Here is a 21,104-nt window from a genome sequence, read left to right as displayed (position 1 = left end):
TGCTTTACTAAAACCATCTTGTAATGAATAAGAATCCCAGCGCTCCCATGTAGTAGTTGCACCATTATTAATCGAGTAAAACCACGACGGGTAGCTTTCTTTAAATAATAAATCGTACATCAAATCACTGCGCTCCATTTCTTGCAATACAGGTGCAAGTATTGGAGTCCCCAAAAAGCCTGTACGCAAATGATTGTCTGCTTGTTCAATTTCCTCTACTAGATAACGCTGGGCGTTCACTCGATCAAGACCTTCAAATAAATCAAAGGCCAAAGGCAATAAATAGCTGGTTTGGGTTGCCTCACTTTTGACCTTTGTTTGTTCATCATAAAAGGTATTGCGAAATGCCTGCTTAACCTTTTCGAAGGTTTTAGCATGATGTTCAGCATCTTCATCACGCCCTAAGGTTTGGGCAATTTGTACCGCATAATTTAATGAATGAGCATAATAGGCGGTAGAAATTAGTTTAGTTGGGGTATCACCGCGAGTCGGGCGACCATTAACCCCTTTGGTATAAGGTTGTAACCAATCGCCAAAGCCCCCCATAGTCGATACGTAGTCGTTCGCTTTTGAGGCATGAAAACCTAACCAGTTTTGGATCATGGAATAGTTTTCTTCGAGGATCTGTTTGTCTCCTGTTAGCAAGTAGGTCTCCCAAGGAATGATTACCACAGCATCCCCCCAACCAGAAGATACCCCTTTGGTATGGCGACTTTGTTTAGTGGGAATAAAATTGGGTATACGGCCATTATCTGCTTGCTCTTCACGAACAGTTTGCAGCCATGCAGACCAAAACCCATAAACATCCGCCATATACATAGAAGGTGCAGCAAATACTTGAGCATCTCCTGTCCAGCCCAAACGCTCGTCACGTTGCGGGCAATCTGTGGGGATATCCAAAAAGTTACCTCGTAAGCCCCACACTACGTTTTCAGCCAATTTGTTTAACTTATTATGTGAACTAGTAAAGTTTGCATGCACCTCAAAATCAGAATGCAGCACACGGCCTTTCACCCAAGTTAAATCTGGTGTTTTAGATGCATCGAACCCTGATACCTCCACAAATCGATAACCATGAAAGGTAAAAGTGGGCACATAATTAATAGTGCCGGTGGTGGCAGGTATGTAGTAATCTGTGGCCTTAGCGCTGCGTAAATTTTTAGTGTAAAAGGTATTTTTTGTAAGGCTTCGGCAAATCGCACTGTGACTTTTTGGCCTGCGACCACAGGCAAGGTTAACTCAGGCACGCCTAACATGTTTTGTCCCATATCAAATACCACCACACCAGATTGAGGGTTGGCAACCTTGACAATTTCTATTGCATCCAAAGTTAACTTCACCTTAGATGCCTGATGGCGCTTAGGCGCTAACGCCACTTGCGGCTCGATTGGATCGGTTATCACAGAAAGCCAATCCGAAGCTTGGAAATTAACCTGATCCCAGCCCGGCATTTCATAATTTGCATCATAGGTTTCACCATCGTAATTGCCGGCTTCTCGAATTGGACCGTTTAAAGTAACTTGCCAATTTTGGTCACTTACAACTGTTTGCATCGAGCCGTTAGCGTATTCAATTTCTAGTTGAGCCAATAACGCAGAAGGTTTTACTTGTTCTTTTTTCGGCGCCAGAATCCGCCCAGTATGCCAGCCTTCAGCAACGGTTGCGGCCAAAACGTTTTCTCCTGAGCGCAACATTGATGTGACATCATAGGTTAAGGTTTCGATGCGTTTTAAGTATGGGGTCCAACCCGGTGTCATGACATCTTCAGATACCTTTTGACCGTTGATATATGCGTTAAATACTCCTTTAGATGTGATGTACAACCTAGCTTTGGTTATAGATGAATTGGTCTCGAATTGTTTTCTGAGATATTGCGGACGATAGTGCTTATTGGTTACTTGGGTGACCAATTTGGTCTTGCTGTCGGTCACATAAAAAGTAACGGTTTCGTCTGTTTCAGGATGCCTGATCCACTGACCTTGCCAATCAGCATTTGCCAACAAACCCAACTCGATAGATGCTGGTACACTCCAGTTTGACACCTTGCCTTGTTCATCCCAAACACGCACCCGCCAGTAAACTTGTTGACGAGATTGCAAAGGCTTGCCTTGGTACCTAATCCAAGATGTGTTCGACGAGACCTGCTTTTGACTATCCCATAAGTCGGCATCCGCGAGATTTGCCATAGACGATGCGACCTGTATCTGAAATGCCTGTTGAAATTGCGATTTAGCAGTTGGCGCTATTTGCCAAGAAAAACGAGGGGCTTGTTCATAATAACCAATAGGGTTGACAAAACCCTCACCGACTTTCAATTCGACGGGAGCGGCCACATCTGGCATTTGCTCGGTAAATGAACAGGCCGACAGTACAATAAGTAAACCTAAAAGGCTCAAGCTAGCTATTTTTCTTATTCTTGTAAACATTCATTACTCCAGCACTTCGTATAATCAATTTACGTCTGTTAAACACCTAGTTGCCTAATACAAATTCCACTAAGTGGCTACTTAGAAAAAAATCCATGGGCTACATCATAATAATCGGCATCAATATGCTCTACATTCGGATTTCATCTATATAAAAGATTCACTTTATAACGGCTTAATACGTTCAATTGGTTTATCACCAGCAACACTTGCCCCAACTGGATAATGTTGATTTTCAGCTTTAGCAGTTATATTTTTTTCAGCACAAGCAAAACTCAGCAGTGAAAAAACAGTAAAAGCGATTGTGTGTTTATACATTTTCAAGAAATCCTTTATTTTTTAAGCTTTCCAAATAAGAATTTTAAAACTTCAAATAAGCGCTGTTGTAGTAGAAAGTAACTTTCCTTGCCTCATATCGAATAGCGGATTGTTTAACAAACAATCAATAGGTTTGCCTTCTAGTGTGATCGGCTGCATGGTATGGACGGTCTCTAATTTAAAGGCCTTTGTTTAACCATAATTTTTCTGCTGAGTCATTGTCGTCAACTTTAGTTAACTTAATGGTAACTATTTTTTGATTAGGCTCATTTGCAATTGGACTAATGAGCATCACTCCATTTTCTACATTGACAGAATAACTGCTAATGCCATAGTTGCCATAAGATGGCATTTGCATGGATAAATGTAAGGTATTGCCCAATAGCGGATTAAACCAATATCTATAGTATCCATAATGTGTACGCTTACCGTTGTTGAACCCATCAGACAAACCATTTTTACTTAGCACCAATTCATATGGAGTTGAATTCCCGCTGCGGTCAAGGGTCACTCCTTTCCAAGTTCCGATGATCGCATCGTTTTTGAGTATACTGGCGGGTATATAAGTGAAAACATGTTGGTAAGAAATCAATTGTAATTTATTGATACCTGAGTGTTCTGTTAAGTAGAACTTTAAGGTTGTATCAATTTTTTTCTGCCTATTGCGGGGATTGGTAAATGAATAGGTGACTGTACTTTCATCAATTACCTTGTAAGAACCAATCATATTAAATTGATTGAGAGTATCAACCAACAATACTTCTCCGTTAGCCTTAAATTCATACTTATCGATACGGGGGGCCAATGCACCGTTGCCATTCATTAGATTAGAAGTCGTTAAATCCCATTTTCCGATCAATAAATGGCTCGCTATTGTCTTATTGATATTTAATGACTGGGCTGAAAAGTCAGCCACGGTTGAATTTTTAGGCGATCTTATCTGTGGTTTTTGCTTACTTATTTTATCTAAAGACTGTAGTAGTGACTTAGCGCGATAAGACGTTTCGGTATATGAGTAGGCTTCTATAATATAACGGAGCGTGCCATACGCCTTGGCGTATTGCTCAAGCTGAATATAATTATCTACAATCAAAATCCAAAGGTTAGCTTCTCCTGCCGCAGAATATTCATACGTGGTTAATGCCCTATTGGCTAACCTTAAGGATTCTTTATAATCCCCTGAATCATACGCTTTTTGAGAGCGATTTGCCGCAGCAGGAGCCAAAGAGCAACTCGAATGCATCACGCATATAATGATGAGTGCCACTATTGTATATTTCGACATTTTAATCCCTAAAAATAAAGTTCATCTAACCACGATATTTCCGATCTCAATACGCAATATAAGCGCTATTCGACCCTGGCTTGGCCGTTAATTTGTGCTGGTTATAATGTAAATAACTACCTGCACCTAAGTACATTTCGGTTGGGTGTTGCTGGTCATCAAGGGTGATAACGGCAAAACGTCCTTTAAAGTTGATACCTAACTTTTGACTTTGGTAACGATCTTCACTATTTTCTTGGACTAAAATATATTGGGTTAATAATTTACCATTGAGCTTAACTCCCACTTTTACACCTTTAAATATACCATTGGCGAGAATACGTTCAACGTTTTGAACTGCGTAGTTTTCCCCTTCAGTGATTGACTCGTAAGCCACGACATAAGGGTTATCCCATGCCTCTCCTTGATGACGTAATAAAAATGTGGGTAAGGGCTTGGAGTTGTAAGGTGCAGTACCACCGTATGCTTTCGGCGCGTTAACATGGCTAATATCAATATTTAGGCCAGCAGGAATCAAAGCTCGCATTGAAATACTTTTATCGCCTAATTTACTTGCAGTAAAGGTGGCTTCAAATTGCTCTGTTGCATGACTTTTAGTTTTTACATCATCGAAAAAGTGCCAACCTGGATGCCTGTAACCTCGTTGTCCCGTGGTAATCCATGCTAATTTAGCCGAGGCTTGATAACGATCGTGATCTGCCACCAAGTCTACCATCTGGTTGTTCGAAGTGATGGTAAGTTGGTCACCAATGTTATGGTAAACATAGTCATGATACTGATTTTGGAAGTCACTTTTTGCTCTGAAAATATCAAGGTAATAACCTTTAGTGTCATCAAGCTTAATTAATGCTAACGTTCGTTCATGTTGGGCCGGAGCCACTAGATTATACTCATCGTAAAACGAGGATGTTGAAAATGAATGATTAGGTGAAACCCCAACATCACCCGCGGCAGGTTCCATTAATTCCGACTGTACTCGGTTAATACCTAAATTAATCCAGCCATTTTTTGAGGCAGAAGCCCCATTGCTAATAACCGTGTTATGGGCGGCAAACAAACGGTAGTAGTTTTCGTGAATGTCGGTACGGTAAGTACCTTTACCTCCATCAACCCCAAGCACATGACCTTGACCATATAGCTCCATGTCCATTCCTGAAGCATGGCCATGAATATAAGAGCCGCCAGCAACAAATGCCATTAAGCTGTTTTTGACTGGGTTAATCTTACTGATGTTACGCTGAATATTCATTCCAGCAAATTCTAAACGCAGGCTGCGAGGGCGCTCTGGTGTTACATCAATGTCAGTTTCACTTTGAATTTTATTCACCGACCATAATAACTGCAATGGCGTAAAATATGGGCTAGCGCCATATGAGCGACTATGTAAATGACCTCGATCATACAGCCCGTTTTTGATGCTAGACGACAAATAAGAGGTAAAATACTGCTCTTGTTGTTTGTTGTTATTTAACTTGGCTAATAACAAGGAGTTTTCTAAATCGGCATAGTCAATTTTATAAGTACGATGACCATCGCCAATAAAAGGCGATTCGTCATTTGGATATTCTAAATTGTAATAGGAGGTAAAGGCCCCTGGAATATTAGGGTACGTTGCACCTAATTTTAGTGACGGATCATAACGATCTAGTAGTGTCATTAAATAAACAGTAAAACCAGCAACATGGCGGGAGTATTGGAACGACTCAGGCCATATGTCGCCTTGATTAACAAAATGCTCAGCCACTTTTTTTAGTGATGCTTGGTTCTTGGTGTTGATATGGGTGTAGTAAGGAATAAACTTCTTGATCTGTTGCTTGTCGTCAAGGGCTAAAATATTGTGAACTAAGCTTGATGACTCTAACACTGGCCAGTTTGAGTCTAATAAACCTTTGTTTAGTGCTAACCAAACATATGTGCCAATGACACCTTGGGCGGTAGTGAAGTCAAAGTTTGTTAGTTTTGCTGAGGCTAAGTCATACACTTGACCACCTGAGGCTAAATAAGGATAAATAAAATCATAAATAATGGGCAGTTGAGCGCCAATTACGCGAGCTTCATATAAATGATCGGTAGGAAACATCCAGCCTGAATTCATTGCCCCGTCTTTATGTACTTTCATTTGTTTAAGGGCATTTATATAAGTAAATAAAATATCTGCACCGCAGGTGGCATATTTGGTTTCTTCAGTTAAATAATACAACACACCACAATCAACCCCGTCTTGCAGCGTTTTGACGACTTGAGTTAACTGTTCTTTGCTGCCCCCATCTTTGTGACGGAAAGTTGGTAAAATAGGGGAAGTGATTTATCTTCAAACCAAAGTAAGGGTAATGTTTCTAAGGAACTACGGCGTTTTTTATTACCTTCAACTGCAACGGAATCCGCTCTTTTTTTAAGCTCTTCGAATAGCGATTTTGCCCATTGTTCGCTTTGAATCTTTTCCAAAATCGCTCCTCGGTCTGAGTTTTTAACCCAAATCGAAGGCCGTTCTACTTCTGAGGCAACACTCAATGTACTAATACCCAATGCGCATACACCGAGCATTATTGCATTTTTAACATTTAAAACGGTTTTAAGTCGACTTAACCAAGGGTTCTTCTTTGCTATTAACATGCTAATGCCTTACATAATTGAGTTGCAGTTAGCTTGCGCCAACATCGAATTGGTTTTTAATGATTACCGTGAAATTGCCCGTTGCTCCATAAATACAAACGTTGAGCGGTACCTTTTTTAACGTTAAGGATTACGGCAACGGGTTCGCCGTTGTTGTTTTTTACTGATTCCATCTGAATACGGGTGTTAGCTAGGCTCAAATGGGTTTCGTTAACTCGCCAGTCTTCCTGTTTATCGTCGATCATTTTGACGGTGGCAAAAACGGTTTTGTCTTGTTGATTCTTATAAACGACAACAGCTGTGTTTTTTTCAAGCTTTTCAAAACCTAGCACTTGCTCTATAACACGGTTGTTATGATCTTTTATTGTGCGTGTTTCAGTACCCGGAAGCGGCAAGCTATGCTGCCATTGGCCATTTTTAAGTACCGCCATGCGCCACTCTCTATAGTTTTTAGTGCGAGCTTCATAGGCTAGGGCAGGAGTTTTCTCTGGCAATGTGAGTGGTCGGGTGCCAAAGGGCGTTTCTTCTCTTTGGGTTGAGTCGAAGGCTAAGGTCTTTGCATTCGCAACGGCTAAAGTAATAGGCAGGGGCAACTCTTCGTTATAAGCGTTATAAAAAGTATCGTTTGTTGTATCAAGCTTCATGTAGTAAGCGTTGATTCGGCTATAAGTGGTTTTATCGTGAACTTCATGGAAGTTACATTCGTGCCATAGAGAACTAATAGCAATCTCAGTATCAGAGATTTTCAACGGGGTGATGTAAAAAGTATCAACCTTAATCGGGTCGTCTTTTTGTGGTGTTGGCCAAGTAATGATGACTGGGGGCTGAAAGCGTTGTTCCCCATTTTTCATTTTGTAATATACCCAAGGCGATTTATGAGTACCGGCGCGGGTAAATAAGTAAATATCACCATTGGCCATAGTGTAACTCTTGGTATAAGAAGCAAAGGGAGTAATGTCGTTGACTTGCACAAAATTGGTGAGGTCGTGGGGTTTTTCTGACATCACATGCAACATTCTTCCGCCAGCATGAGGCGTGTCAATAGAATAAGGGTTGAGCCCGTCCTCTCTTTCACCACCATGCCCACCAAACACAATATGAAAGTGTCCTTTACTGTCTTGCTCCATAATAGGTCGACCATGGCTATCGATTTTTCGTCCGCCTTTTGAGAGGGTACTTTCAGCAGCTTTATGGGGACCTTCCCAACTGTGCTCTTTAAGATCAAAACTGGCAATATATGGATCGGTCAAATGTCCTTGATAGGTAATGTATACCTTGTCATTTTTGACATAGTGATGCCCTCTATGAGGGTTACCCGGCAGATTGTCAGTAAAATAACCGTGTGGCAAAGTCGTTGCAGATGAAGATATCGGGGTGTTAGGCGGCTGTTGCTTAAACGTAAGATCTTCGGGCGGTAAATTATAAAGTTGATGGAATGTTTTGTGCTGAGCATAAGCATTATAAATGGCTTGGAACTCAGGGTATTGACCGTATAAATATTGATCAATACGCCAACTCCAGTATTCACTGCTGGTAAGGTCATTGGCTGTAACTTGGGCTTGCAAGGTGGTAAAAGTACTATCCTTAGTAGAGTACTTTGCAATTAATGCAGACCTTTTCTTAAGGTATTGTTGTTTACTCGTACCCTCAGATGCGCTGACCGAAGCAGATACCAGAGTTGTAAAAAATAAAATTACTAATAGTGCTCTACCAATACCTAATGAGCTCAGAACTTGAGCATGGGCGATATGTTGCATGGATCTTCCTTTGTTGACGAAGCATCTAAACATTTTTGAACCACATCGATTCCTAGCGACATCTGCTACTTGTTTTCATGTACATACATCAGCAAGTGATGGATAACTAAATTAGTTAAAGATTATATTTGACTATTATTTGATTGTAAATGATTATGGGTGATTGTTATTGTTTTGTTGAGTTGTCTAATACATCTTCCTTAATTAGGTCGACGTTAGTTATTTTGTACTGATGTTCTCCCAATAACTTGTCAGGGCTATACGACCCAGCATGATGATGTGGGGGATAACCTCAACATTAGCTAAAGTACTTCACGGTGATAATATGGAAACTAAAATTCAAGCTGTTTCAACAACTGCCGCACTTCTTATGGCTTGCTTAGCAAGTGCCAACGCCAGTGCAAACGAAAGTACAGAGTTAGACAGTATTTCGCCGCAACGCTTTACCTCTCCAGAGTCGGAATATTTACCTAAAACGTGGATGCATGCCATGAATGGCAACTTAAGTAAGCCCGGTTTTACCGAAGATTTTAAAGCCATGGCAGATGCTGGTATTGGCGGTGCAATTTTCTTCCATGTACATAGACGTAACATGCCTTATTCATCAAGAGGGCCTGTTCGATTTAATACCGAAGAATTTATCGATACCTTAGTGCATGCCGCAGCTGAGGCGGATAAAAACAATATTGAATTTGGCGTGCACAATTCAGATGGCTGGACCTCAAGTGGTGGACCATGGGTTACCCCAGAAATGTCGATGAAACGCATCACTTGGTCTGAACAAGCCGTGCAAGTAAACCAAGACAGCGGCCAAAATGTGATCCCACCGCAACTAGGATATTATGAGCAATATTATCGCGATGTTGCGGTAATTGCCCTGCCAGCGAATAAATACAACCGGAGTAATGCTTTTGCCAATGCCAAGGTGACGGTTTCAGATCCTAGCTTAAATGCCGAGATACTCACCGATAATGACTGGGACAGCGTCCTGACGTTTAAACAAAATAAAGACAATAATTACTGGGTACAAGTTGAAGTTGAACAAGCAACTTCGCTTCGTAGTCTACAAATAGAGACGCCCGACCGCCATGGCGATGCTGCACTTCAAGTTTCAGATGACGGCATAAATTTTACCACAGTGGTTGAAAAACTAAGACGTCCTCGTCCTGGTGCCAGATTATGGGCATTTAGCCCACAGCTAGTTAATGATAAAAACGACGGTTTTAAAGCTAGATATTTCCGTTTAGTGTTTGATAAGCCGATAACACTGAAGCGTTTCGAACTATGGTCGGTACCGAGAATTGACCACTGGTTTTCAATGAATTCCATGGAGCGAGGGCGTTTAAGTCTTGCACCTAGCATTAACACCGAAGCGATTACCCAGGCAAAAGATGTTTTAGTATTAAATCGCGGGGAGTTACCTGATGAAGGAGTAAAATTACCCAAAGGTGATTGGCGTGTTTTACGTTTTGGTTACACCAGCACAGGGGCGTATAACGTGCCTGCCACTGTTGAAGGAGAAGGCTTAGAAGTTGATAAATTTGACGCCAAAGTACTGCAGTTTCACTTTGATGCATTTGTCGGCAAATTGCTTAAAAAGGTAAAAGCTAAGGGAATAGAATCATTAAAAACGAGCGAAATTGATAGTTACGAAGTAGGTGGTCAAAACTGGAGTCAAGGTGTCGAGCATAGTTTTAGAGAGAAATTTAATTATGACTTGATTCCTTGGTTGCCGTTATTGACCGGCCGCGTGATTGAGTCGTCTGAGCACACTGGAGCGGTTTTGCAAGAGTTTCGCCAGCACTTGTCAGACTTAATGGTTGAAAACTACTTTGGCGAGTTCACCCGCCTTACCAATCAATATGGTCTTGAGTCTTATATTGAGCCATATGGCTGGGGGCCGTTTGATGAATTGGCCTCAGGCGGTAAAGCTGATCGTTTAATGGGTGAGTTTTGGGTCAAATCACCTTTTGCTGATAAACGTAAAATTTATCATGGCCGCACCAGTGCCGCTATCTCTGCGGGTCATGTCTATGGAAAAAAATAATTTCGGCGGAGTCATTTACCTCCATAAATACCGTAAATTGGAAGGGCCATCCCTATTACTATAAACATCATGGTGACCATATGTGGGCAAGAGGCATCAACGAAACCATGTTCCATCGTTTTGCTCATCAACCCAATAATCACGTTAAACCTGGGATGACCATGGACTCTATTGGCTCTCATTTCGATCGCACTCAAACTTGGTGGTCTAACGGTGGCACCGAGTGGTTTAAATATTTAGCCCGTGGTTCGTATTTATTACAACAAGGGGTGCCTGATGCAGACTTCTTAGTGCATGTTGGCGATGTCGCGCCAGTTAGAGGTAATAGCTCTGCTAAAATTCCAGCAGGTTTTGGTTATGACTTAGTCAATAGCGACGTATTACTTAATCGCATCAGCGTAAAAGATGGCTGGTTAGTGCTGCCAGAAGGTACACGTTACAAAGCCTTGTATTTAACAAAAACTGATTACTTAAATTACAACACCTTAAAGCGTATCCAAACACTGGTAGCAGATGGCGCTACCGTCATTGGCAATAAACCGACATCAGTAATTGGCTACAGCGAATGGGCCAATCAGGCAGCATTTAAACAAATTGCCGACCAACTTTGGCCAGAAACTCCAAATAACATCAAGACCTACCTCAAAGGTCAGGTCAGTAATTACAGCCTAGAAGAGACCATTGCCCAGCTTAAACTTGAGCCTGATTTATTGATAGATAAACAACCCATCGAAGTGTTTGCAAAACGCAGAGTAGCCGGTAATGACTTATATTTTTTCCATAGTGAAAAACCTGAGTTTCGCCAAATCACTGTCGATATTCGTGATGACGGGGTTAATTCAAATGGCATGCCTGAAATTTGGAATAATACCGATGGAACGATTGAGGCCGTTAAAGAATTCCGTCGCAGCGGCAATCGCATTAGCTTTGATTTAGACCTTGAGCCTTATGCCAGTCGTTTTATTTTTATTCGTCGTGACAATCAACCCCCTGAATATAACGGCAAACACTCCCAACTGGTGAAAGACATCTACTTAAACACAGCCAGTACTTCTAATAAGAGCACGCAAAACACCAACAATCAAACCGCAATAACCGAGTTAACAGGTGCATGGAATGTAGAGTTTGATAAAAAAGTGGGCAGGCCCTGTAAAGGTTCAATTTGAACAATTAGATGACTGGACCAATCATGCAAACACAGGGATCAAACATTATTCGGGTACAGCCCACTATCGTAAGAATTTCAACTTAACCGCCAAAGATATTGTTGCAGAACGCCCCCTCTATCTTGATTTAGGCAAAGTACAACAAATCGCAGAAGTCACGGTTAACGGTGAAAAAACTCGCGACCTTATGGAAACCGCCTTATGCATTGGATATTAACTCTGCTATCAAGGTTGGCGATAACACTTTGCAAATTGATATCACCAATACTTGGGTCAATCGCCTGATTGGTGATGAAGCCTTACCTGATACCAGTGGCTATAGCATGACGGGCGATACCGTCCCTTGGATCAATAATAATCAACGCCCGCCAAAGAGCGAACGTGTCACTTTTACCGGTTATAACTTTTTCAAAAATGATAAAGCTAAAGTCTTACAGTCGTCAGGGTTGTTAGGGCCTGTTCGCTTGATAAAAAGCCATTAAATATTTTGTTATCAATCTAAATGAAAACAAGGATTTCTATGTTTATTCAGTTACTAAACAACACACAAGACACAGTCAAAGTGCGCTCACAACAGGCAATAATTTTATGTCTAGTCATGCTGGGGCTCACCTCGGCCTGCGATCAATCTTCTTCATCAAGTACTTTTTCTTCAAACACTTCTCAGGTCAGCAAAATCACTGAGCCCGACCAGCTTAAAGCCCAGTTTGCTAACCCGCCATCATCATCAAAACCACTAACTTGGTTACATGCTATGAGTGGCAATATGTCGGCGGCTGGTCTCACCAAAGACTTAGAAGCGATAGCTGATGTAGGAATTGGCGGAACTATGCTATTCAATGTGACGCAAGGCGTTCCACTGGGCAATGTAAAATTTAATTCAACCGAACACATAGATCTTATTGGCCATCTAGCCAAAGAATCTCAACGTCTTGGATTAACCTTTGGTATGCACAACTGCGATGGCTGGACATCAAGTGGCGGCCCTTGGGTTACGCCTGAACATTCAATGAAACGACTGACCTTCAGCGAAGTAGTGGTCGATGGTGGTAAAATAAATCTAGCTTTGGCACAACCTCAAACATTACTAAATTATTACCAAGATGTGGCCATTATTGCTTATCCGGCCCTCGATACTGAAATAGACGATGCAACACGTAAACCAGTAATAACATCTTCCGATCCTAACTTTGACCCAAGTATCATTAGCAATAACGATGTCAGTGATCACAGCCAACTTATGCCTTCTGAAGGGGAAAACGCTTGGCTGCAAATCGCTTACCAAGAACCCTATACCTTACGTTTAGCAGACTTACTTATATATGAAGGGCGAGGCACTGAGTTGTCATTACATATCTCTGACGATGGGCAAAACTTTACCAAAGTGAAAGAGTTCACCCTAAGACGCCCAGGCAAAAATATTTATGGTATTGATGAAGCGTTTGTAGGTTATACCGCCAAATATTTTCGTATCGTTACGCACAAAGCAATCAACTTGATTGAATTGCGATTATCTTCGACGCCAACTATGGATAATTATACCGGTCGTACTTCGGCTAGCCGCACTGATTATCAAGAGTTTAAAGCTATAGGGTTAGCTCCAGAGAGGTTGACCATACAAAGCAAAAATATTCGTAATTTAACCGCACATTTAGATAAAAATGGTCAATTAGATACCACTCTACCCGAAGGTAAATGGACTATTATGCGTTTTGGTTACACCACCACAGGCGCAGTCAATATTCCAGCTTCAAAAGAAGGCACAGGATTAGAGGTAGATAAATTTAGTAAACCAGCCTTTAAACTGCATTACGATAATTACGTCACTAATGTGATCAATAAAATAAAAGAAGTGGCGCCTAATGCCTTACATAGCCTAGAAATAGATAGCTATGAAGTAGGTGCTCAAAACTGGACACACGATTACGAAAAACTGTTCCAAACAGAGTATGGCTATGACTTAGTGCCTTACTTACCTTTATTTGCAGGTAAGTTCGTTGATTCAGCACAGACTTCTGAACAAGTATTATGGGATACGCGAGACTTTAATAACCAATTGATCACCGAAAACTACTATGGCTACTTTACAGAACTTGCCCATCAAGATGGTATTCAAACCTATCTTGAACCCTATGGTTCAGGGCCGTTCAATGAACTGGATGTGGCCAAAAAAGCCGACCTGCCAATGGGTGAATTTTGGTTAGACACGAACAATTTTAGAATATCGGCGTCGGCATCGGCCGCTAACCTATACAATAAGCCACTGGTTTCAGCAGAAGCCTTTACCCAATTTCCACAAAACAATTGGTTATTCAACCCCTCACTTGGCAAGATCGACAGCGATAAAAGTTGGACCTTAGGTGTGAATCAACACGTATTTCATCGCTTTGCACACCAGGCCAACACCCACGTTATGCCCGGTATGACCATGAATAAATGGGGGCGCATTTTGACCGTACTCAACCTTGGTGGCACGGTGCAGGTAAAGCATGGTTTGAATATATTACCCGTGGCCAACACCTGTTACGAGAAGGCCATGCTGTGGCCGACATTCTGTGGTATTTAGGTGATGCGACCCCCACCATATGCCCTGAAAAAGATCCCCTAAGTTCAGTCGTGCCCATTTCTATTAATTATGATTGTTTAAATACCGAAATGTTACACAAGCTCGAAGTACAAAACCGCAAATTAACCTTACCTCACGGGGCGCAGTACAAGGTATTAGTATTAAACAACCATAAAACCTTGAGCTTTAATTCGGTAACAAAAATACATGAATTAGCCAAACAAGGAGCGGTGATTATAGGCGCGCCAATCGAGCAACTAGCAGGACGTTTTAACACTCAAGCGCAACAAGACCAATTTGCAGAAATGGTGGCTTTTATTTGGTCACAACCTACAACTTACAACATGCCTTTTAATCCAAAAACCACACAAGGTCACGCAGGAGTCATTCCGGATCATTCTGTAGCTGAAGATACTTTACTTGATTGGGATAAAATTTATGCTGAACAAAACTTTGTACGAGACTTAAGTATAAAAGGACTAAAACACTTCTATTTTACTCACCGTAAAAGTGCGACGCATGACATTTACTTTATTTTCAATGAAAGTGATCAGCCTCGTTTGATAGAGGCTAAATTTAACCTTGTTGGTAAAATTCCTGAACTTTGGGATCCACAAACAGGCAATACCGTACAACTTGGCGCTTTTGAAACGGATGCCACTCACACTCGTGTGGCCCTTAGATTAGCAGCGAAACAGTCAATGTTTGTGGTCTTTACTGAAAGTTCAAAGGGCGTTAGTCCTGTGTCACCTGATGTTATAGTCGAGCAAGATATACAAGTATTACTGGATCAGCCTAAAGGTAAAAATCAGCAAAATACTCCAAAGAAACAATTAAGCGTTGTCACGAAAAAAGGGCTGCAGCAAGTCTCCCTAAACACCAAACAAGATGCGATTGCAATACCTACCTTGCCCGAATCACTGACCTTATCGGGACCTTGGCAGGTTAAATTTGATAAAAAATATGGCTTAGACCACACCTTTAAGTTTACTCAACTACTTGATTGGCGAAACCATCCAGATACCCGTATCCAAGACTATTCAGGCACTGCTAAATATAGTCAAAACATGACAATAGCCGAACAGTATGTAAAACCCGGCACCCTACTTACTCTTGATTTAGGACAGGTGAATATTGCGGCTACAGTAATCATTAACGGTAAGTTAGTAGCTACGGCTTGGGTAGAGCCTTATCAACTGGATATCACTGAGTTTGTTAAAGTAGGCGAGAATCAGATAGAAATTGAAGTCGCTAATGTGTGGGTAAACCGCCTGCTAGCGGATCAAAAACTACCTGACACGTCAGGCTTTAAGATTGCACGCTGGCAAGATCCGGTCACTAAAATGCCTAAATGGTACACGGACAACCAAGCGCCACCACCGAGCGAACGCCTTACTTTTAGTACCCAAAAATTTATGTCTCAAGATGAACCAAGACAAGCATCAGGTTTAGTGGGCCCGGTACAAATAAAACTCAGCCAGAGCATTAAATTGTAGGTGCTCTATTGGCTGGGATTTGGTTAATCCTATCCTCAGCACCAAGGCGAAGAATAAAGGAGTCAATCGACTCCGTTAATAATAAACATATCCAATGCAGAAAAGCATGTGCGGTCAATAAAACTGAATAGATTGTGTCAGCTTTATCACTGATATTGTCAGACGATCGCATTACCTTTAATTTAGCCTTTGAACCTTATGCCAGTGCGTTTAATTCACAAGTCATTTAAGATAAAACTGTTAGGTAATAGATAACATGAGCTAATGAGGATGGCGCTAGTTGTCATGGCGAGTATCTACATCAATACAAATTGGTATTATTTGTGTTGATGTTATAGTGAATATACTGCATATTAGGCAAAATAACTTGTTACAGGTAACTATTTAGTGTCAGTGATTAGTGACAAAAATGTGCAGGTTGATCCATATTGGCAAAAATATGTATCTTCTGGTTTAGTAGAAAAGGGATTGACACCAGCAGACTTTATTGGTCCTGATTACGTTTTACCTGAATTTAATAAGGACTCGCCCAAACAAGCATTTCAGTTATTCAAAAAACATCTTACACCAGCAGCTTATAAAAAATTAAATGGTCGTTGGAGGAAGTATAAATACAGCGCTACACACAATAATACGACTCTGACCATTAGCCGCGAAACCCTTGAACGGCTAAAACAAGTTGCAATAAAAGCGGGATTTAAAGATGACAACTATGATCTTTTTTTAGAGTACCTATTAGACCCAGAAGAAGAGATGAGCTCGGCCAAGGCTGAGGTGGCTGATATGGATTTAGATAGTCGTTTAAATGTTAGTGAGAAAGCTGAGTTATTAAGAGCTAAATTACGTTTCAGAAAAACAACTTACCAATATATGTTGTCTTTGATGGAGCATGCGTTTAGATCTGGATGGTTTGCGGCCAAGCATTTACATGCTAAAAAACGTACCGACGCGGCTTTAGATGACGCAGTAAAAGAACATGTATCAGAATTAAAAGGCTTATAATTCAGATACATAATTGTCCTATTCTTAACTATGTCGAGTCTTTTTACTTAAAAGTGGTAGCGTCTGACTGGTCCTAAGAAACGGATGCATATGTAAAATTTAAGAACAAAACTTCGCTAAAAACATTCTTTACCGAAAGTCTATTCTTTACGTAAAGTATCTATACTCAGCCAGAAATAGCAACGTATTGCTAAGTTGAAATGAACAATAGTGACGAAGTCTTGCATACATTAGCTATACTTTTACGGCACCATCCTGAAAAGGCATAATACAAACTTACACCCAACCAGCTAAAATAATCGACAACAATCAGCGCTATAAAAACATCAATATCATAAAAAGTTAATCAGTTTTAAATAATGGCAAAGCCAGCCGCATGGGTATTCTAAAAACACTTTTGGATGGTGCCGTAAATAAAATGAGTTACAATAACTATATGCCGAGTTTGGCAATAACGATTTATATCTAACTAGAGTAAATTATGAACTTACTTTTACCGCTAATGGCTGACATAAAAGAACATACTAAAAAGTTGAATGCTTTGTTAAGTCACATTGCAATTCTACAAACTGAAGTATTTTCTCTTCCAGAATATAGCAAAGATGATGAAATACAATTGCTAGGCCAAGGCTTAAAATATTGCCATGTAGAGCACTCTTCGGGTAAACAAGCACTAAAGCTAGCTCAACAAGCTTTTATAGACATGCACATATACGATAGTAATTTATCTACGCGATTCACGCGTAAACACCTCGGCTTAATCACTATAAATTCCCATCAAGGGGACATCATTCAATTGTGCAATTCTATTAATCGTGCAAAAGATGAGTTTAAATCAGAAGTTCAGACGCTAGGCAACGAAGACGAAAAATTCAAGGAAGTACATAAAGCGCTTCCAGGTTTAGTTACATCAATGGCCTATCGCAAGATCCACTACCGCGAAAATGTTAAAACTCTTTATTTTAATTGGGCCAAGCGTAGTCGCAGTGAAAAGGTAAACATAGACAAGTTAATTGAACAATTGGAAAACGGTACGGGTAAAGCCGCTTTTAGAAACTTGGCACAGCGAGAGCGTGAGTTAGCGATATTAGATGAACACAGACACAGAACACTTCGCTATAAACGTCCAATAAATATACGACCTGAGTGTAGTATCCGTTCAAACGATAATAAAATGTTAGGTATGACAGTGGGCAATCCAATAATCGTATTCTCTCCCAATAGTATAAGATTCACACCTTTAAATACTTATTCCCCCTCACTAAACCCAGTAAATCAAGTCGTTCTGAATGGGAATGTTTAATTCCTAGATTAAACTTATACGCTAAATAACAAAAAGTTACCTGTAACTAAAAACACCGTTGCTATAACACCTTTAAATAAACAATAAAAACCGCAAGTTACAGGTAACATTAATATTGACACTGACTCTCCCTACTCTATTATTCGAGATAAGTGTAATTATCTCGAATAATATAAATGAACAATTACCTAACTATCAATCAGCAAGATTTGGCTATAGCCGAACAGGATAAAACCAGAGTAATAAGCAATTTACTTGAGTTGCGTGATGACGTGTGGGAAACCATGTCGGCTAATACACGAAAAGCGTATCAGTTAGATTTTAATCAGTACGTCACTTTTTGCCGCGAAAATTCCCTACCTGCTATGGCCAGTGATTGGCGAAAAACCAAAAACAGTTGTAAGGCTTATTTTGACCAGATGATGGCCAGCTCTCTAAAACATCATTCTATAAAACGAAAATTAACCGCTATTCGATTCTTTATTGGTATGTGTGAATTACCCGATCCTTGGAAACATTCAAAATTGTTTACCACACTTATCAACGGCCGTTTAAAACAAAAACCAGCTATTCAGAAGCAAGCTAAACCTCTTAAAATCAATAATGTGATCGAGCTAAATCACACTTTAGATCTGGATACCCTATTAGGATTGCGCGACGCTGCCTTATTCAATGTAGCAATTGATACCTTATTTAGAGCATCTAATATAATCGCCATTAAACTTGAACATATAGATTGGCAGGCAAAAACGATCTTTGCTCCACGTTCAAAAACAGACACAAAGGGTGAAGGGTATTATGGCTATATGTCTGATGATACAGCCACTTTATTGCGTAGATGGATTACTATGGCTAATGTTAAAAATGGCTATTTATTTAGGAAGCTCTCTCCTAAACATACGGTGCAAACAGAACCTTTACAGTACTAAGGCACTACTAAAACGTTATGAGACGATTGGTTTAGCATTAGATAATGATGGAGGTTTCACCTGTCATAGCACAAGAACAGGTGGAGTTTTGACTATGATGGAAGCTGGGGTACCTATTGCCGACATTGTGCTATCCGGTGACTGGAAATCGGTAACTATGCCAGTACGTTATGGCCAACAATACACCGCATCTAAGACAGGCATGGCGAAGGTAAGGTAATTTCAAATATATTCATTCAACATCAAATTTTAGGTCAGAAGCCGTAATAGTTGGCTCTAACTCTATATCAATAAGTTCGGCCGATAATGATGGGTAAGCTATCATGATAATAGTCAAGCGTGGACATTAGTTGTGCTAAATTAACCCTAATATTACCGCTATTGCTAACATAACTACTAACGATGGATTCGCTCCAAGTGACTTGCTTCATACCAAGTAAATGGTTTGGACGCAGGTGGTGGTGTTTGAAGTTCTTAGCCAACGCCTGATAGCTTTGTTTGTTCGTTCTCCGTCCAAGTTCAATTCAAGCTAACATCAATGGCCGAATGATTAGTCGTTGGGATGCGCTATTCAGCACAGCCTAGTAGCTACTTATAACTCGCAGCATTACCGCCATTTAAAAACAAGCGGCTTGGCAAAAGCGCTCGCTCTGAGCAAGTTAAACTCGTCGCTACTTATCTATACCGATATGTTGTTTTAATCTTTTCAATTAACTGTTGATTAATATTTGCGTCATATTCTGGGTTCAATTGGCTAGGAATATCTGCTCTCACTTGTTTCTGCCATGCTATCAATTTGGATTTTAATTCTGCAACCTTAGCTGGGTGCTTAGCGGCAAGATTGACTTTCTCACTGAGATCATTGGCTAGGTCATATAATTCAAATTCATTATTTTCAAAATATTGAATTAACTTCCAATCACCACTGCGTATGGCACTACCGGGACGAGTTCTAAATAGCGGATCTTGTCCTTGGTCAGTTGGCGCATGGTGTGCTTCTAAATAAACGGGGAAATGCCAGAATAGATCCCGTTCAGCAATTCTTTCTAGTGCGAGTAGATGTGGCGCTAGATCGACACCATCCAAGACTTGATCAGGTTGCGAGGCGTTAGCCAAACTTAGCAAGGTTGGGTAGAAGTCGGCATTAATAACAGGAGTGTGATCGAGACCAGGTTTGATTTTGTTAGGCCAACGGATCACCAGCGGCACCCGCAATCCACCTTCATAATATGATCCTTTCCCCGCACGCAAAGGTGTAGGAAAAGACGGCATTCGATAACCCCCATTGTCAGAGGTAAAAATAACCAGCGTATTGTCTACTAAATTCTCTTGCTCCAACATGTCTAAAATGCGGCCAACATTGTCGTCCATGTGTTCAACCATGGCTGCATAGGTGGCTTCTTTCTTATTTGTGACACCTTTATCTTGGTATTTTTGCACCTTATCAACTACGGCTTGATATGGAGTATGAACGGTGTAGTAAGGGAGATAGGCAAAAAATGGTTTGCCTTTGGTTGACTTAATCCAACTGATCGCCTCGTTGGTTAAACGCTCAGTTAAATATTCCCCTTCGGGTCCATCTTCTATATTTGGTAGCTGGTAAGGGCTAAAGTAATGAAAAGTCATACCTTGGTGGCTACCAGCAACGTTAATATCAAAACCTTGCTGGTCAGGATCCGCACCTAAATGCCATTTGCCAAAAGTGCCCGTTGCATAACCTGCTGTTTTAAGAGACTCAGCGATGGTAACGACTTCGGTGCTTATGCCCCGTTTGTTTTTTATTGGAATAAGCTTACGGGTGTTACCATTACCACGCGTCGACGGCGACACGGTATACACACCATGACGTGGTCCATATTGTCCAGACATTAATACCGCACGACTTGGAGCACAATTTGCGGCACCGGCGTATGCCTGATCAAAACGTAAACTTTGCTGCGCCAATGTATCAACATTAGGCGTTTCAAAGTAATCTGTTGTTTGATTGTAGCCAACATCAGACCAACCTAAATCATCAACCACTATCATCAAGACGTTCGGTTTTTGAATTATCTCGGTAGAATCGACAGTGCTTTCATGTAATTGTGAGTCTGTAGTATCGGTAGCCGAGCTGCACGCCCCAAAAAGTAAGCTGAATATCAGGGGTAAATAGTTAAATTTCATCGCTAATCCTATGGCTAAGTTTGTCCTAAAATA

The 21,104-nt window shown here is 40.8% G+C and carries 13 protein-coding genes and 4 pseudogenes; 9 read left to right on the top strand and 8 right to left on the bottom strand.

All coding sequences use genetic code 11. The features are described 5' to 3' along the window. The 7 genes and pseudogenes from RS130_RS23480 to RS130_RS00230 all read right to left on the bottom strand — a co-directional run. Window positions 1–1,974: pseudogene (locus RS130_RS23480) on the bottom strand (family 78 glycoside hydrolase catalytic domain); the annotation flags it as partial. Between the two features lie 83 nt (window positions 1,975–2,057). Beyond that, window positions 2,058–2,342 (bottom strand): annotated as a pseudogene (locus tag RS130_RS24050) (glycoside hydrolase family 78 protein); the annotation flags it as partial. A 249-nt stretch (window positions 2,343–2,591) separates the two neighbouring features. Beyond that, on the bottom strand, window positions 2,592–2,744 hold the full coding sequence (locus RS130_RS00250) for a hypothetical protein (protein ID WP_316024258.1): 153 nt from the start codon (window positions 2,742–2,744) through the stop codon (window positions 2,592–2,594). Between the two features lie 178 nt (window positions 2,745–2,922). Then, on the bottom strand, window positions 2,923–4,029 hold the full coding sequence (locus RS130_RS00245; RefSeq protein WP_316024257.1) for a tetratricopeptide repeat protein: 1,107 nt from the start codon (window positions 4,027–4,029) through the stop codon (window positions 2,923–2,925). 46 nt (window positions 4,030–4,075) lie between these two features. Then, window positions 4,076–6,232 (bottom strand): endo-acting ulvan lysase-like protein, encoded by a 2,157-nt coding sequence (locus RS130_RS00240; protein ID WP_316024256.1) that lies wholly within the window; start codon window positions 6,230–6,232, stop codon window positions 4,076–4,078. Between the two features lie 41 nt (window positions 6,233–6,273). Beyond that, window positions 6,274–6,642, bottom strand: a complete 369-nt coding sequence (locus RS130_RS00235) for a hypothetical protein (protein ID WP_316024255.1) — start codon at window positions 6,640–6,642, stop codon at window positions 6,274–6,276. A 56-nt stretch (window positions 6,643–6,698) separates the two neighbouring features. Beyond that, window positions 6,699–8,399 (bottom strand): hypothetical protein, encoded by a 1,701-nt coding sequence (locus RS130_RS00230; RefSeq protein WP_316024254.1) that lies wholly within the window; start codon window positions 8,397–8,399, stop codon window positions 6,699–6,701. 271 nt (window positions 8,400–8,670) lie between these two features. On the opposite strand from RS130_RS00230, the pseudogene RS130_RS23630 reads away from it, so the two are divergent. From RS130_RS23630 to RS130_RS00180, 9 genes and pseudogenes are all read left to right on the top strand, one after another. Beyond that, a pseudogene (locus RS130_RS23630) lies at window positions 8,671–11,612 on the top strand (glycosyl hydrolase). After that, window positions 11,572–11,829, top strand: coding sequence for a glycosylhydrolase-like jelly roll fold domain-containing protein (locus RS130_RS00215; protein WP_316024252.1), 258 nt, complete (start codon window positions 11,572–11,574; stop codon window positions 11,827–11,829). Before RS130_RS23630 ends, RS130_RS00215 begins: the two are co-directional and overlap by 41 nt. Beyond that, entirely contained in the window at window positions 11,780–12,094 is a 315-nt protein-coding gene (locus RS130_RS00210; protein ID WP_316024251.1) for a glycosylhydrolase-like jelly roll fold domain-containing protein, read from the top strand. The genes RS130_RS00215 and RS130_RS00210 overlap by 50 nt, the downstream gene beginning before the upstream one ends. 20 nt (window positions 12,095–12,114) lie before the next feature. Continuing rightward, window positions 12,115–14,756 (top strand): annotated as a pseudogene (locus RS130_RS00205) (glycosyl hydrolase); the annotation flags it as partial. A 123-nt stretch (window positions 14,757–14,879) separates the two neighbouring features. Then, a complete protein-coding gene (locus RS130_RS23625) occupies window positions 14,880–15,674 on the top strand; it encodes a glycosylhydrolase-like jelly roll fold domain-containing protein (protein WP_428982716.1) in 795 nt (264 codons plus the stop codon). Between the two features lie 387 nt (window positions 15,675–16,061). Next, window positions 16,062–16,676, top strand: coding sequence for a hypothetical protein (locus RS130_RS00195; protein WP_316024249.1), 615 nt, complete (start codon window positions 16,062–16,064; stop codon window positions 16,674–16,676). Window positions 16,677–17,157: 481 nt separating this feature from the next. Next, window positions 17,158–17,979, top strand: coding sequence for a DNA replication terminus site-binding protein (locus RS130_RS00190; RefSeq protein WP_316024248.1), 822 nt, complete (start codon window positions 17,158–17,160; stop codon window positions 17,977–17,979). Window positions 17,980–18,155: 176 nt separating this feature from the next. Continuing rightward, window positions 18,156–18,908, top strand: a complete 753-nt coding sequence (locus tag RS130_RS00185) for a tyrosine-type recombinase/integrase (RefSeq protein ID WP_316024247.1) — start codon at window positions 18,156–18,158, stop codon at window positions 18,906–18,908. A gap of 94 nt (window positions 18,909–19,002) precedes the next feature. Beyond that, window positions 19,003–19,128 (top strand): hypothetical protein, encoded by a 126-nt coding sequence (locus tag RS130_RS00180; protein WP_316024246.1) that lies wholly within the window; start codon window positions 19,003–19,005, stop codon window positions 19,126–19,128. 455 nt (window positions 19,129–19,583) lie between these two features. On the opposite strand, the gene RS130_RS00175 is transcribed toward RS130_RS00180, so the two are convergent. Beyond that, window positions 19,584–21,071: a sulfatase gene (locus RS130_RS00175; RefSeq protein WP_316024245.1), complete on the bottom strand. Its 1,488-nt coding sequence runs from the start codon at window positions 21,069–21,071 to the stop codon at window positions 19,584–19,586. Between the last annotated feature and the right edge of the window lie 33 nt (window positions 21,072–21,104).

Source organism: Paraglaciecola aquimarina (assembly GCF_032464635.1).
In the GTDB taxonomy this organism is placed as follows: domain Bacteria; phylum Pseudomonadota; class Gammaproteobacteria; order Enterobacterales; family Alteromonadaceae; genus Paraglaciecola; species Paraglaciecola aquimarina.
This window is presented reverse-complemented; position numbering and strand designations above follow the sequence as displayed.

Excerpts from the sequence above, each read along its gene's own strand:
- RS130_RS00250 (WP_316024258.1), bottom strand. The coding sequence starts at position 2,744 with ATGTATAAACACACAATCGCTTTTACTGTTTTTTCACTGCTGAGTTTT.
- RS130_RS00245 (WP_316024257.1), bottom strand. The coding sequence starts at position 4,029 with ATGTCGAAATATACAATAGTGGCACTCATCATTATATGCGTGATGCAT.
- RS130_RS00235 (WP_316024255.1), bottom strand. The coding sequence starts at position 6,642 with ATGTTAATAGCAAAGAAGAACCCTTGGTTAAGTCGACTTAAAACCGTT.
- RS130_RS00230 (WP_316024254.1), bottom strand. The coding sequence starts at position 8,399 with ATGCAACATATCGCCCATGCTCAAGTTCTGAGCTCATTAGGTATTGGT.
- RS130_RS23625 (WP_428982716.1), top strand. The coding sequence starts at position 14,880 with ATGTTTGTGGTCTTTACTGAAAGTTCAAAGGGCGTTAGTCCTGTGTCA.
- RS130_RS00190 (WP_316024248.1), top strand. The coding sequence starts at position 17,158 with ATGAACTTACTTTTACCGCTAATGGCTGACATAAAAGAACATACTAAA.
- RS130_RS00185 (WP_316024247.1), top strand. The coding sequence starts at position 18,156 with ATGAACAATTACCTAACTATCAATCAGCAAGATTTGGCTATAGCCGAA.
- RS130_RS00180 (WP_316024246.1), top strand. The coding sequence starts at position 19,003 with ATGATGGAAGCTGGGGTACCTATTGCCGACATTGTGCTATCCGGTGAC.
- RS130_RS00175 (WP_316024245.1), bottom strand. The coding sequence starts at position 21,071 with ATGAAATTTAACTATTTACCCCTGATATTCAGCTTACTTTTTGGGGCG.